The sequence below is a fragment of the Rhodococcus sp. SG20037 genome (genome assembly GCF_031763325.1).
In the GTDB taxonomy this organism is placed as follows: Bacteria; Actinomycetota; Actinomycetes; order Mycobacteriales; family Mycobacteriaceae; genus Rhodococcus_F; species Rhodococcus_F qingshengii.
In genome coordinates this window covers 1,581,574-1,595,023 of sequence record NZ_CP134497.1, presented here as the reverse complement: position 1 = coordinate 1,595,023, position 13,450 = coordinate 1,581,574, and the positions used below count along the sequence as shown (strand labels likewise).

Genomic DNA, 13,450 nt, shown 5'->3' with positions numbered 1-13,450 from the left:
GATTACTTACCCGACAACCATGCGTCGTAGAACTGCAGGCGCGAGGAGGCTTCGAAGTTCAGGTCCTGCACACTCGATCCGGCGCCGATGGCCTGCGAGAGCTCGATGGTGGGGATGGAGAGTCCACGGTCGAGGATCAATTCCTGTGCGGTGGATACCAGTTCGCCGCGTTGGCCGTTGTCCGTGGCTGCAAGCTGGTCTGTGAGTACCTTGTCGAGCTCCGGATCTGCGCCGCGACGGTTCAGGTTGCGGCCTTCGGTGCTGAACGATGCCCGCAAGATGTCGGCGTCCGCGCGAGTGCTGTTGTAATACAGCGAATCGTAATCACCCGATACTCCCTTCTCGGTCCATTCACCGTTCGAGACCAAGTTGAGCTGCAGGTCGACGCCGACCTTCTTGAGCTGCTGCTGCACGAGCTCGAGGATGGCCTGGTTACCCGAGAACACCGGACTGAAGGTGACGCTGAAAGTGAGCTTCTGCCCGTCCTTCTCGCGGATACCGTCGCTGCTGGTCTTCCAACCAGCCGCGTCGAGGAGTTTCGCCGACTTGTCGGCGTCGTACGTCACGACACTGGATTCGTCGCTGTAGAGCGGAGTGGTGTGAGCCAGCGGGCTCGTGGCCGGGAAGAACGACGGATCCAGAACGGTGTCGACGAGTTCTTGGCGGTTGATCGCGGGAATGATGGCCTGACGAACAGCCTGATCAGCGAGAACGCCGCGACTGACGTTGGGCTGGAAGAAGAAGCTCACACCCGGGTTCGGCCTTGTGAGGATTCGTCCACCCGCGCCCTCGATTTGCGGCGCATCCTGCGGAAGCGCATCGCTGACCGCATCGAGCTGGCCGGAGGCCACGCTGCCCGCCCGCACACCGGATTCGGGAACCACCGTGAAGTCGACGCCATCGAGGTACGCCTCGCCCTGATGCGCGACCGCATCCGAGGCCCAGTTGTATCCCGCACGCTTGGCGATCTTGACGCTCTTGTCCTGCTGCCAGTCGGTGTACACGAACGGTCCGGAGGCGATCACCGCTGCACCGGGGCAGCGCTGCTCGGATGCCAGCGCGGTGGTGGAATCGGCGAGGATTCCGAGCTGTGGCGTCGAAGTTGCTTGCAGGAACTGAACATTGGGTCCGGAGAAATTGATCTTCGCCGTGTGAGCATCTACGACGTCGGTACCGGTGTACGAGGACAGGTAACTCTTCGCCAACGACGCGTTCGGTCCCAGGTTCTTGACCGAGTCGAAGGTCTTCTTCACCGAATCCGCCGTCACCGGTGTGCCGTCACTGAAGGTGGCGTCGTCGCGAAGGACGAACGTGAAGCTAGCGGCGTCGGGGCTGATCTCCCAACTCTTGGCGAGCCACGGGGTGATCTCTCCGGTGTCGGGATTTTGATCGGTAAGCGAATCCACCACTGTCCGAGTGACATACACGGTCTGGTTACTGCCGGCCTGGGCCGGATCGGCGCACGTCGGCGCCTGCGACAGACCGTAGCGAAGGGTTCCGCCGGACTGGGCGGGGCCTGCGTCGGCAGCACTGTCACTCCCGCTGCTGCAGCCGGCGAGGACGGTGCCGAGAACCGAGACAGCACCGATACCGGCGATTACGGTCGCGCGTTTGCGGGCACCGAATGAGGGCGAAGACACCAAGAACTCCTAAAGAGGCATGCCGAAGAGCGCACCCGTCGCCTGAGACGAAAAAGGCGATCGAGCACGAATCACTTGTGAGAGAAGAGAAAACAGACTTGTCGACGACTCGCCTGAGTGTGAATGACTGACCGAGAGGTCAGTTGGTACAGAAAGATCCCGCGGTGCGGCACAGGTCTACGTGACGACGCGACCAGGCGGTATCGAAACCGCCTTCGACTGCCTTCATTTCGTGTTCCTCCATCGGTCCTGGCGGTAGCACCCGCACCCGATCACTCGGGGGGTTGCTGCGACTTCAATGAGCCAGGTCTCTCGGTCGCTCTGGATGGTCGTTCGCAAGTGTACGAGGTCAAACCCGGGTGTTGTCAACCCGGTCGGTAGGAATTGCTGCTCGAGTCACATTTTCGAGCACCCGAAGTTGTTTCTCGAACGGGTGGACGCCCACCTCTTCGGGCGAGAGTGAAGCGTCGTAAAGCGGTGTGTATCCACTGGACAGATACAGCGCGACGGCCTCCGGCTGCCGAGGACCCGTCGTGAGAAACACACGGTTGTATCCACGAAGTTCGATCTCTCGTTCCAACTCGCGAACGACGGCCTTGCCGAGGCCGCGCTTCCGATAGTCGACCGACGTCCAGATTCTCTTCAGTTCGGCAGTGGTGGAATCGAATTGACGAAACGCACCACCGGCGATCGGCAGACCGTCGTGGGTGAGCACCAGAAGCGCACCCTGCGGGTAGGCAAATTCTTCTGCCGGATACGTCGTGAGATCATCGAGCATCGCTTCGCGAGTCCCGCCGTAACGCGAACTGTATTCGAGTGCCAACTCCGCGATCAGTGGAGCTGCCAAGGGATCGTCCTGCGATACCGAATAGACCTCTACCGCTCCGACACCCTCGAGCTGTCGAGTTCCGAGCTCCAGTGCCACAACACTTTCCTCCATGAATCTGGTCAACGCTCCCCCAGCCTGAAAACTTCCGGAGCGAGGGTGGTTCCGTCGACGAGGTCCGCCACAAGTTCACCCAAGGCCGGACCGAACTTGAACCCGTGCCCCGAGAATCCCGCCGCCACCGTGACGGCGCCGACTCGGTCGATGACGAAGTTACTGTCCGGCGTGCTCGTGTACAGGCAGGTGAGCGACTCGACACGGGTGGTGTCGACACCGGGCAACCACGACTCGGCGTACTGGGCCAATCGCTGCTCTCCGTCGACACCAGGGGTGTAGTCACGGGTCTGCGGAGTCACCACCGGCCCGGTCGCGTGTTCGCCGATCTTGATCCCGTCCTCGGAACCGAGCCCGTAGATCCCCGCGGTCTCCAATTCTGCGCCGGTGTGGTGAACGAAACTCGGCCACTCGACTCCGGGATCGAGCGGTGCGAAGTGTGCCGGTTGTTCCTGTGTCGTGCGCAATGTCGGCAGTACGATCTCGGAGCCGAGACCGCTGTCTGCGATCAGATCTGCAGTCCACGCACCGGCCGCGATCACGACCTGACGAGCTGCGAGCGTTCCACTGTCCGTCACCACGTCCACGCCGTAGGACGCCCGCGCGAGTGCCAACACCCGAACATCGTGACGGACCTCGGCGCCCGCAAACACCGCTCCTGCCTTCAGAGCGGTCACTGCGCGGTCCGCGTGCAACCGGCCTGCGTCGGGATGATGGAGCACCGTGGTGTCGAATCGCAGCCCCGGCCAACGGGCGGACGCCTCGGCAGGAGTGAGGATCTCACCCTTGATGCCCGCCTCGCGAAGTATCTTCGCCTTGGACTGCACTGCCTGCGGCAGGCCGTGATCGACGGCACCGGTGAGTTCCAGGAACCCGATGTCCGTCGTGGTCTCCAACTCCCGCCACAGCGGCAGCGCGCCGGCCGCCAAACCTGTGTACAGGTGATTGTCGTACGCCTGCCGATAGATGCGCGAAGTACCGTGCGACGCACCGTGCTTGTGCCCCGGCCCGAACTGTTCCAGCTGAACGACGCTACGTCCGCGTGCCGCGAGCCGCCAGGCGGCGGAGGACCCGACGAGTCCTCCGCCGATGACGATCACATCGAAAATCTCACTCATGGACGAGAGCTCACTTGGTCTTCGGAAGGCCGGGCGGGTTGATCAGGGACGTGTCGACGGCTTCGCTGGTGATGTTCCAGCGCTCGAGGATCTGCTGGTACGTGCCGTTCTCGATCGTGTGGTTGATCGCGTCGTTGATCGCCTTGATCAGGCCGTTGTCCTTCTTCACCAGCACCGCGATCTGCCCCTGCAGGGTGTCGCCGGCCCCGGAGAACTCACCGACAACCTCGGTCTCCCCCGACTGCTTGGCGTGGAACTGCGATGACGGGTTCGGGCCGAAGTAGGCGTCGATCCGGCCGGACTGCAGCGGGAGGTAGTAGTCGGTGGTGTTCTGGTAGTAGGAGATGTCGGTAGGCGCCAGGCCGGCCGCGACGTTCTGCTCACTCCACTTGACCAGCAGCGCTTCCTGATTGGTGCCCGAGGAGACGGCGATCTTCTTGCCCGCGACGTCCTTGGGTTCCTTGATGGAGATTCCGGCACCCTTCTTGGCTTCGAAGGCGAGGGTGTCGAGACGGTAGGTCGCGAAGTCGTACTTCTCCTTACGCTCCTCTGTGACAGTCACATTGGAGAGGAAGGCGTCGGCCTCACCGGAGTCGATCCGGACGAAGTTCTGTGCCCAATCTGCTGTCTGCAGGTCGACCTTCAAGCCGAGAACGTCACCGATCAGATAGGCGAAGTCGGTCTCGGAACCGATGAGGGTGGTGTCGTCGTCGGCGTAGAAACGGAGCGGCGGAGCGGAACCGGCACTACCGGTGACGCGCAGCGTGCCACGATCGCGGATGTCCTGAGGTAGCTCGGCGGCGATTGAATCCACCTTGTCGGTGGTGATGCGGTTCTGATCGGCCGTGAGGTTGTAACCCGCAGCAGCGGTGACCTGGGCGCCGTCGGACTCGGCGTCCGCGCTGCTGCATGCAGCGCTGAGCAATCCGACGGTGGCAAGCGCCGAGATCAGAAAAGTCGCGCGACGGGATGTGGAGAACATCAATTTTTCCTTCCGGGAATGAGTCTGGGTCGCGTCAGAGGACGCGGGAGAGAAAGGCTTTGGTCCGTTCGTGGACCGGATTGTCGATCACCTGCGAAGGTGGGCCCTGTTCGACGATGACGCCGCCGTCCATGAAGACCGCAGTGTCCGCCACTTCCCGAGCAAATCCGACCTCGTGTGTGACGATCACCAAGGTGGCGCCGTCACGGGCCAGCTGAGCCAGGACTTCGAGAACCTCGCCCACCAGTTCCGGGTCGAGCGCCGACGTCGGCTCGTCGAAGAGAATGACCGCCGGCCGCAGTGCCAGCGCTCGCGCTATCGCGACGCGCTGTTGCTGGCCACCGGAGAGTTGGCGCGGATACTCGTCTGCCTTGTCGCCCACCCCCACTCGCTCGAGCAGTGCGCGGGCCTCGCGGTACACCTCGTCACGATCACGCTTCTGGGCCGAGAGCGGCGCTTCCACCACGTTTTCCAACGCGGTCAGGTGCGGAAACAGGTTGAAGTTCTGGAACACGAATCCGATGTGCGAACGCTGTTTCAGGATCTCGCGGTCACGCAGTTCGTGGAGTCGATTTCCCTTGCGCCGGTATCCGATCAGCTCTCCGTCGATCCGTACGGTCCCGCGGTCGACCTTCTCGAGGTGATTGAGGGTGCGCAGCAAGGTGGACTTACCGGAACCCGACGGACCGAGAATGACGGTCACTTCGCCCTTGCGGACCAGGAGATCAACGCCGGCAAGTACTTCCAGCGTGCCGAAGGACTTGTGAATTCCGCGTGCTTCGACGGCGTACACCGTATCTTCGGCCAGTTCTGCGGTCATCGGGTCGCACCTCTCGGAATATCGAGACGCGCATCGCGAATCTCTTCGAACTTCTTGCGCGCCTTCTGTACCGGAGTCAACGGAAGAGCACGGGCGGATCCTCGTGCATAGTGGCGCTCCACGTAGTACTGACCGATCGAGAGCAACGTCGTGAGGATGATGTACCAGATCGTGGCGACCATCAGCAGGGGCACGACTCGTCCGTTGCGGCCGAAGATGACCTGCACCTGGTAGAACAGTTCGGCGATTGCCATGGTGGAGACGATCGACGTTCCCTTGAAGAGTCCGATGACCTCGTTGGCGGCGTTGGGGAGGATCGCCCGCATTGCCTGCGGGAGAACGATCTTGAAGAACTGGCGACTGCGCGGAATGCCGAGCGAGTGAGCAGCTTCGATCTGACCGTGATCCACCGAGATGATTCCGGAGCGAATGATCTCGGCCGAGTATGCAGCCTGGTGCAGCGCCAAACCGATGACTGCTGCGGTGAATCCGCCGATCACACCGCTGACCTGGAAGGTGAAGTACTCAGGCCCGAAAGGTATTCCGAGAGAAAGTGTCTGGTACAGGTAAGTGATGTTGAACCAGAAGAGCAGCTGCACGATGAGTGGAATCGAGCGGAAGGCCCAGATGTAGGTCCAGGCGATCACCTGCAGGACCGGATTCTTCGACAACCGACCGAGCGCCAGGAAGACACCGAGACCGAAACCGAGGATCGTCCCCCACAAGGTCAGTTTGATCGTCATCCACAACGCGGCGAGCACTGATTTCGCGGTGAAGTACTGCGCGAACGTCGGCCAGTCCCAGCCGGGGTTGACGACGAGTCCGTGGATGAACTGAGCAAGCAGGACCAGCACGACCGCACTGATCACCCAGCGCAGCGGGTGCCAGGTGCGAGCGACGACAAGCTCCGAGTCGGGTAGTTGCGACTCGGACACCGACTTTTCGGGGCGGACATCGGTGGGCGCGCTCACGGCGCGCTACCTGACGGAGTGGACATCACGAATAGACCTTTCGGGGAAATGGGAACGCAGCTGTGTCCTCGAGTTGGTGAGCTCGAGTTGCGAAGACGACGAGAGTTCGGTCAGCGACAGTGACACGAAGCGGTGCGGCACAGATCGATGTGACGTCGCTTGTGCGCAGCGTGCGAAGTGGTACCCATGTGATGCCTTCCATCGGTCCTGGCGGTAGCACCCGCTCCCGATCACTCGGGGGGTTGCTGCGACGTCGACGAGCCAGGTCTCTCGGTCGCTCTGGATGGTAAGCAAAGACTAGACGCGAAATGTCGAGTCGTCAAATGTTGTATTTCCCTGCACTGCAAGGGAAATGAAGGGTCCACGATGTTGAAATCGCATTGATTCCAACGGTGTCCGCAGCCGCGTTCGGCGTGTTGAATGGAGCGTTCGAATGAAGACCGGGACCGCCGTCCGGACTGACTTTTCCTCTGCCGTACCGTCTGCGGAGTGAGTGGACTCGACGCTTTCTTCATCTTGTTGGCCGGTATCGGCGCGGGCGCGATCAACGCCGTGGTCGGCAGTGGAACGCTGATCACGTTTCCCACCCTGGTCGCCTTCGGCATGCCGCCCGTGACCGCAACCATGTCCAACGCGGTCGGGCTCGTCGCCGGCGGAGTTTCGGGTACCTGGGGCTACCGACGTGAGCTGTCCGGACAGTGGGATCGACTGAAGTGGCAGATTCCGGCGTCACTCGCCGGGGCACTACTCGGTTCGTGGTTGCTCATGCATCTACCCGAGAAACTGTTCGAGACCATCGTTCCGGTGCTGCTGGTCCTCGCTCTCGCGCTCGTCCTCCTCCAACCACGCATCCAGGCGTGGGCCAAGAAGCGTTCCACCGAAGAAACGACGCTGTCCACCAAGAGGCTGATGCTCCTGACCGCCGGCACTTTTGCAGTCGGCATCTACGGCGGGTACTTCACTGCCGCGCAGGGCATCCTTCTCATCGGTGTGATGGGTGCCATCCTCCCGGAAACCCTCCAGCGCATGAACGGCGCGAAGAACCTGCTGTCGCTGCTCGTCAACATCGTTGCAGCAGGGATGTACATCACTCTGGCATTCGATCAGATCAATTGGGCAGCAGCCGGTTTGATCGCCGTCGGCTCACTCGGTGGTGGCGTTCTCGGTGCCCGCTACGGACGGCGCCTGTCCCCCACTGCACTGCGCTACACGATTGTCGTCGTCGGCCTGATCGGACTGTGGCGCCTTCTCGCTTGACCGCCCACATCGGGCGCCACCCGCACATACTGGAGTAATGACCAGTACAGAAGATCAGACCGGTTGGACCTACCTCATGGACATGGACGGGGTTCTCGTCCACGAGGAGCACTTGATACCTGGAGCGGACACGTTCCTGGCAGAGCTGGCGTCGAACGACATCCCGTACATGGTGCTCACCAACAACTCCATCCGCACCCCGCGTGACCTGCGAGCACGCCTGCTCAATTCGGGACTCGACATCCCGGAGAAGTCGATCTGGACGTCAGCGCTCGCAACCGCGACGTTCCTGGCCAACCAGCGGCCGGGCGGCAGCGCCTACGTGGTCGGCGAATCGGGCCTGACCACTGCCCTGCACGACATCGGTTACGTTCTGACGGACAGCGACCCCGACTACGTCGTCCTCGGCGAGACGCGAACGTACTCCTTCGAGGCAATCACCACCGCCATTCGCCTGGTCGAGCGTGGATCGCGGTTCATCGCCACCAACCCGGACGCCACCGGACCGTCGCGAGACGGCTCGCTGCCGGCCACCGGCTCTGTCGCGGCACTCATCACCAAGGCAACCGGACGCGATCCCTACTACGTCGGCAAGCCCAACGCCTTGATGATGCGCTCAGCCCTGCGGTCCATCGGCGCTCATTCCGCCAATACGTTGATGATCGGCGACCGCATGGACACCGACATCGTCTGTGGCCTCGAAGCCGGACTGCAGACGATTCTGGTGATGACCGGGATCTCGACCCGCGCGTCGGTAGAGCTCTATCCCTACCGCCCGACCATCGTCCTCGAGTCGGTCGCCGATCTTGTGGGAACAACAACCGATCCATTTCGTAGCAACACAGACAATTGATTCAAATTGCAAAACAAAACCGAAACTCGGTAATTAACTGGTAAAAAACAGAAGATTTGCCAGGTTCCGACTCGTCCGCTTTGTCCAACTGAACAAACCAACGGTTTTATTCGCACCAAACTTACAAACGAGTAATTAGACGCAGGTCAAAGATCATTTCGACACCGAGTGACAGTTGGACTCCAGTCGTAAAATTGATTTTTCGAAAAGTGGTAACGAATCGTTTGCCGTGTCTGATACTCATGTCTGAATGGCCCCATTTCGGGTCCCAGACATGAAATGAGATTTTCATGAAGAAGCAGACCAAGGGTGCGATCGCTGCTGCGGCGGCCGGTGCCCTCCTCCTCGGCGGTGCCGGCTCGCTCGCAGTCTGGAGCGATTCGGCCGACGTCAGTGGCGGCGGGCCCGTCACGTCCGGCGCCCTCGACCTGAGCTCTTGCGCACCGGTCGGCGGGGGTTGGAACTCCCTCAACCCGACGAAGACCGCGATCACCAACATCTCGGCCTACCGCATCGTCACGACCGAAAGCATCGAATACACCTGCGACGTCACTGTGACCGCAGTGGGCGATCGTCTCGCGGCTGTTCTGACCGCTGATACGGCCGGAATCGTTCCGGGTGCGAACAGCGCCGAGCTTGCCGCTGCTGTCGTGCCCGTGACGACAATCAAGGACACTGGTGGCAACCCGATTTCGCAGATCACCAAAGCCCAGAACGGAACGATCGTCCACGTCGGAGTCCGGCTGAACTTCAATGAGGTGGCCAATCAGGTCGCGCAGAACCAGTCGCTGAACTTGTCGGCGATGAAGTTGGTCGTCACTCAGACAGCACTGACACCGGCCCCGTAATTTCATGAGGAAAAAGGTCTGGGGAGCGATCGCAGTCGCGGTGGCTGCTGTAGCGGTGTTCGCATCGTCGCAGCAGTCGCTCGCGCTGTGGTCCGATTCGGCGAGCGCGAATGGCGGTACGGCGACAGCCGCCAGCGTCAACCTCACGGTTGGTACATCTGCCGGAACCAGTGCGGCGTACACCCTGGCGAACTTGACGACGGCCGCGACGCCCGTTGTCCCGGGAAACACGGTGCAAGCACCGCTCACCGTCAAGAATTCGGGGGCTGATCCTCTGCAATGGCGAATGCAGTCGACGACCGCATTTACGGGATTCACGTTGACCACTTACGGAGTCGCCAACGAAGGCGCCTGCCCTGCCGGCGTCAACACCGCGGCTCCGGCAGTGACCCCACTGACGTCCGGATCGATGGATGCATCGCTGCAGTACCCGGTTTCACCGGCGTACATGCCGAGTCCACTGGTCTCAGGCGGTACGTACATTCTGTGCTTGCGACTCACGGTAGGCGTCGGGGCGGTCTCAGGTGCAACAAGCACCACGACCTTGACCTTCCAGGCAGGTCCGGTATGACAAAACACTCCACGAAGCGCACCGATCGCACCGGCCCACTCTGGTGGATCACCTCTATCGTCAGTTGGACACTGCTGCTGGCAATTTCGGCAGTCATCGTCGCAACGATTGTCGTTCCCTTCTTTGCCGGAGCACAGCGCTTCACGATTCTGACCGGTTCGATGCGCCCGACGTACAACCCTGGATCACTGGTAGTGGTCAAACCTGTCGATCCGTCCGAACTGGGGATCGGTACACCTATTACGTACCAGCTGGAATCGGGTCAGCCGACCGTCGTCACGCACCGGATCATCGCCACAAGTGAAAACCAGAAGGGTGAAAGAACTTTCATCACCCAGGGCGATGCGAACGGTGAGCCTGACGAGAAGGAAGTGCGGCCGGTGCAGATCCGGGGAAAGGTCTGGTACAGCCTGCCTTATCTCGGTTACGTGAACACCTGGCTGACGGGAGAGCAGCGCACCGTGATCGTGGTGATCGTAGTGACCGCTCTACTGCTGTACGCGTCGTACATGATGATCAGCGGCATCCGTGACGGCCGGAAGGAGCGAGCTCGAGCCCGATTGGCTCCTGACCCTGCAACTTTCGCGCCCGCAGACTCCGCCCAGATCGAGAAAGGCCAGCACGATGCCCTCGCGCCCTGACCGTCCGGCCCATCGGATTCGTCACCTGTTGACCAGCACGCGTTTTCGCGCGCTGCTCGCGCTGGGGATGGTGCTTGGTGTCGGCGGAGTGACCACGCTCGCGGCCTGGACGTCTTCCGCCACGGCAACCTCGGGCAACATCACGACGGGTTCTATCAATCTGCAGTTGAACAGCACCGCCCAGCCCACCCTGACCAAGTCCCTGAATTTCAGTGAGCTTGGCAAGTCCGGAATGATTCCCGGTGATTCGAACACCGCTCTGATCAAGGTCAACAACCTGGGCACAGCGGCAACTGTCCCACTGAAGTACACGATCACGTCTACGAGTAGCGGTGCGTTGACGACTTCTCTACGAATGACGGTTTCCTCCAACGGAACTGTTGCCAACAAGTGCACTGACGGCGCCAACGTTGTGTCCTCGCTGGCGCTGACACTCACCGCGAATCAAGCCATCGGTAGCCCCGACCGCCCACTGGCGGTCGGGGCTACCGAGAATTTATGTGTCTCGGTGCAGCTTCCGACAACACCGACACCGCCGACGAACAGCACGTCGAACATCGTCCTGACCTTCACGGCAAAGGTGTGATGGCAATGGCTCGACACACGAAAAAACATGCAAAGGCCTCGATGCAGAACCGGGTACGGGAAGTCCTGCTCAGCCTGGGAGCCCTCGCAGGCTTGGTATCCATCATCATTTTCATCGCCGGTCTGGCTTTCGGTATCACCCCGCTGATCTTTCGGAGTGGATCGATGTCACCCACGATCGATACCGGTGCTCTCGCATTCGCGCGCACCGTGCCTGCTTCGGAAGTGCTGGTCGGTGACATCGTCAGCGTCTCCGACAGCCAAGGCACGCGCATCACCCATCGTGTGGAATCAATAGATCAGCAGGGCAACAACCTTGCCGTCGCACAACTGCGTGGTGATGCAAATCCGATCGCCGATCCCGATCCCTACGTCATCACCGAAGCCGATCGCGTCTTCTTCAGCATCAACCGCCTCGGATACGTGGCAGTCTGGCTGTCCGGACCGAGTGGGCTTGTGCTTGGTGCGATTGCCGTCGGCGGGCTCCTGTACATCGCGTTCCGTCGACGTGAGGCTTCCGACGCGGAGGAACCTCAGCGGGATCGTCAGGACATACGCGGCGACTCCCATGCCCTCAAGGCCATCGTCGCCTTGGCTACGGTCGGTCTCACGGTGGTCGGTGTGTCCCAGATCGGTGGTACCAAGGCGGGGTACACCGACACAGCCGCGGCAACAAGCATTCAGTTCGGCACTGCTGCAACCTTTCCCACGTCGCCAAGCACAGCCAGTTGCGCGGTGAATTTTGCGCTCGTTGTTCCGGTCGCAGTAACGATCACTTGGCCCGCGACTGTCGGAAGCTCATACCGCCTCATCGCTCGCGACGCCAGCGGAAACCTTTTGGGGTCGAACGACTACACCGCAACGTCTACTACAGGCTCCATGAGATACGGCTCGGGCGGTACAACAGTCGCGTTCCCGCTCATAGTCGGCACCTACAACATCGAAATCCATGGACTGAGCGGCACGTCGGTCACGCCGTCGTACTCCGGCTACCAATTCAGCATTCTCGTCGGCCTGCTCTACTCGTGTGGCGGTCCGATCAGCGGGACATCTGCTCTCAGTCGATCGGCAGCGCCGGCACTGGCGGCAGACGCTCCGAGCACTCCTACTACGGCCGTCACTTCCACGACCGCCTCATCCACCACGCCCACCACGACATTGGCGCCGGCTGTGACAACCACCAGCACAACTGCACCGTCGACAACCACCAGCACAACTGCACCGTCGACAACCACCTCGTCACCGGCTACAACTACGGCGCCCCAGACGACGACCGCTACAACGACAACGACAACGGTGCCACCAACTACGACCACCCCGAGCGAGGTTCCCGTCGACGCCCCGGCGACCACGACCGGTCTCAGCGCCCAGAAGCTCTCGACTGCCAGCGGAACGGTTGTGTCCGTGTCGAATTCATCGGGCGCTGAGGTATATCGAGGTCCCGTTGACAGCGACGCTGTCCTGCATTGGCTCACCGGTACCGATCAGCTATACGTAATCACCCCTTCCGGAGTCACCGTCATCGACACGTCAACGGGAGTCTGGGCCGAATCTCCTACCCCGAGCGAACTTCCGGACGAAATCAAGGCACTGGTGCCGTGATGAAGAAGACGACGAAGGCTGCAATGGCAGTCGCCGCGGCCGGAGCTGTATTGCTCGGCGGCTCGGGCACATTGGCGAAGTGGACCGACAGTGCGACCCTGACAAGCGTCGCTGTCCAGTCCGGGACCCTGGATCTGGGAGCATGCGTGACCACGAACGGCGGGGGCTGGTATTCGCAGGTCTACGTCAACGCGCCCACCAATCCGAATCCACTCGTATATATCCCGGACATCACTACCTACCGGCTCAAGCCCGGATTCAACTACACGTATTTCTGCGATTCGAAGGTGATGGCCACCGGCCCACGTCTGAAAGCGAACGTGACAGTCGACAAGACCAAGTTGAGCGGCGGGCTCGCAGCCGCCAACATCGACCTTCGCACGTACGTCACGGATCAGAGCAACAATCTGCTTTACGACAGCACAGCACCGACGCCGAACCTCATCGCGGTCACGTCGGCCCTGAACAACACCAATCTGACGGCGCAGGTGTTGTTCACGATCTACCCCACCGACACGACAAGCTCAGGTCTCACACTGAATACGACGGCGTTGACGATCGACGTCAAACAACTGGGTCTCACGCCCGCACCGTAGAACGCCTTGCCGTCGGAAGTTCGAGG

The 13,450-nt window shown here is 61.2% G+C and carries 16 protein-coding genes and 2 riboswitches; of the genes, 8 read left to right on the top strand and 8 right to left on the bottom strand.

The window, feature by feature from the left end; all coding sequences use genetic code 11:
* Positions 1–2 precede the first annotated feature (2 nt).
* The 8 genes from RHP72_RS07460 to RHP72_RS29405 form a co-directional block, all read right to left on the bottom strand.
* On the bottom strand, positions 3–1,640 hold the full coding sequence (locus RHP72_RS07460) for an ABC transporter substrate-binding protein (RefSeq protein ID WP_311094529.1): 1,638 nt from the start codon (positions 1,638–1,640) through the stop codon (positions 3–5).
* Between the two features lie 139 nt (positions 1,641–1,779).
* Positions 1,780–1,869, bottom strand: coding sequence for a putative leader peptide (locus RHP72_RS07455; protein ID WP_310504006.1), 90 nt, complete (start codon positions 1,867–1,869; stop codon positions 1,780–1,782).
* 8 nt (positions 1,870–1,877) lie between these two features.
* A riboswitch (SAM riboswitch) is annotated at positions 1,878–1,972 on the bottom strand.
* A gap of 17 nt (positions 1,973–1,989) precedes the next feature.
* The gene (locus tag RHP72_RS07450; protein WP_042925869.1) at positions 1,990–2,580 is read right to left on the bottom strand and encodes a GNAT family N-acetyltransferase; all 591 of its coding nucleotides are present in this window, start codon (positions 2,578–2,580) and stop codon (positions 1,990–1,992) included.
* An 8-nt stretch (positions 2,581–2,588) separates the two neighbouring features.
* Positions 2,589–3,698 (bottom strand): FAD-dependent oxidoreductase, encoded by a 1,110-nt coding sequence (locus RHP72_RS07445; RefSeq protein WP_311094528.1) that lies wholly within the window; start codon positions 3,696–3,698, stop codon positions 2,589–2,591.
* A gap of 10 nt (positions 3,699–3,708) precedes the next feature.
* The gene (locus RHP72_RS07440) at positions 3,709–4,680 is read right to left on the bottom strand and encodes an ABC transporter substrate-binding protein (protein ID WP_007726832.1); all 972 of its coding nucleotides are present in this window, start codon (positions 4,678–4,680) and stop codon (positions 3,709–3,711) included.
* Between the two features lie 34 nt (positions 4,681–4,714).
* Entirely contained in the window at positions 4,715–5,500 is a 786-nt protein-coding gene (locus RHP72_RS07435; protein ID WP_192712077.1) for an amino acid ABC transporter ATP-binding protein, read from the bottom strand.
* Positions 5,497–6,471, bottom strand: coding sequence for an amino acid ABC transporter permease (locus tag RHP72_RS07430; RefSeq protein ID WP_212633984.1), 975 nt, complete (start codon positions 6,469–6,471; stop codon positions 5,497–5,499). The genes RHP72_RS07435 and RHP72_RS07430 overlap by 4 nt, the downstream gene beginning before the upstream one ends.
* 110 nt (positions 6,472–6,581) lie before the next feature.
* A complete protein-coding gene (locus RHP72_RS29405; protein WP_350318888.1) occupies positions 6,582–6,659 on the bottom strand; it encodes a putative leader peptide in 78 nt (25 codons plus the stop codon).
* Between the two features lie 7 nt (positions 6,660–6,666).
* A riboswitch (SAM riboswitch) is annotated at positions 6,667–6,761 on the bottom strand.
* A gap of 199 nt (positions 6,762–6,960) precedes the next feature.
* Between RHP72_RS29405 and RHP72_RS07425 the strand changes: the two genes are divergently transcribed.
* From RHP72_RS07425 to RHP72_RS07390, 8 genes are all read left to right on the top strand, one after another.
* Positions 6,961–7,728, top strand: a complete 768-nt coding sequence (locus RHP72_RS07425) for a sulfite exporter TauE/SafE family protein (RefSeq protein ID WP_003944404.1) — start codon at positions 6,961–6,963, stop codon at positions 7,726–7,728.
* A 37-nt stretch (positions 7,729–7,765) separates the two neighbouring features.
* Complete coding sequence (locus tag RHP72_RS07420) at positions 7,766–8,581, top strand: HAD-IIA family hydrolase (protein WP_311094527.1); 816 nt, start codon at positions 7,766–7,768, stop codon at positions 8,579–8,581.
* A 290-nt stretch (positions 8,582–8,871) separates the two neighbouring features.
* Entirely contained in the window at positions 8,872–9,429 is a 558-nt protein-coding gene (locus RHP72_RS07415; RefSeq protein WP_047269467.1) for an alternate-type signal peptide domain-containing protein, read from the top strand.
* A gap of 4 nt (positions 9,430–9,433) precedes the next feature.
* On the top strand, positions 9,434–10,000 hold the full coding sequence (locus RHP72_RS07410) for a hypothetical protein (RefSeq protein WP_311094526.1): 567 nt from the start codon (positions 9,434–9,436) through the stop codon (positions 9,998–10,000).
* Positions 9,997–10,641: a signal peptidase I gene (locus RHP72_RS07405; RefSeq protein WP_063314823.1), complete on the top strand. Its 645-nt coding sequence runs from the start codon at positions 9,997–9,999 to the stop codon at positions 10,639–10,641. The genes RHP72_RS07410 and RHP72_RS07405 overlap by 4 nt, the downstream gene beginning before the upstream one ends.
* Positions 10,625–11,227 carry a SipW-dependent-type signal peptide-containing protein gene (locus tag RHP72_RS07400; RefSeq protein ID WP_063314824.1) on the top strand — a complete coding sequence of 201 codons (603 nt, stop codon included), beginning with the start codon at positions 10,625–10,627 and terminating at the stop codon, positions 11,225–11,227. The genes RHP72_RS07405 and RHP72_RS07400 overlap by 17 nt, the downstream gene beginning before the upstream one ends.
* A gap of 5 nt (positions 11,228–11,232) precedes the next feature.
* On the top strand, positions 11,233–12,828 hold the full coding sequence (locus RHP72_RS07395) for a signal peptidase I (protein WP_311094524.1): 1,596 nt from the start codon (positions 11,233–11,235) through the stop codon (positions 12,826–12,828).
* Positions 12,828–13,424 (top strand): alternate-type signal peptide domain-containing protein, encoded by a 597-nt coding sequence (locus tag RHP72_RS07390; RefSeq protein ID WP_311094523.1) that lies wholly within the window; start codon positions 12,828–12,830, stop codon positions 13,422–13,424. Before RHP72_RS07395 ends, RHP72_RS07390 begins: the two co-directional genes overlap by 1 nt.
* Positions 13,425–13,450: the final 26 nt, after the last annotated feature.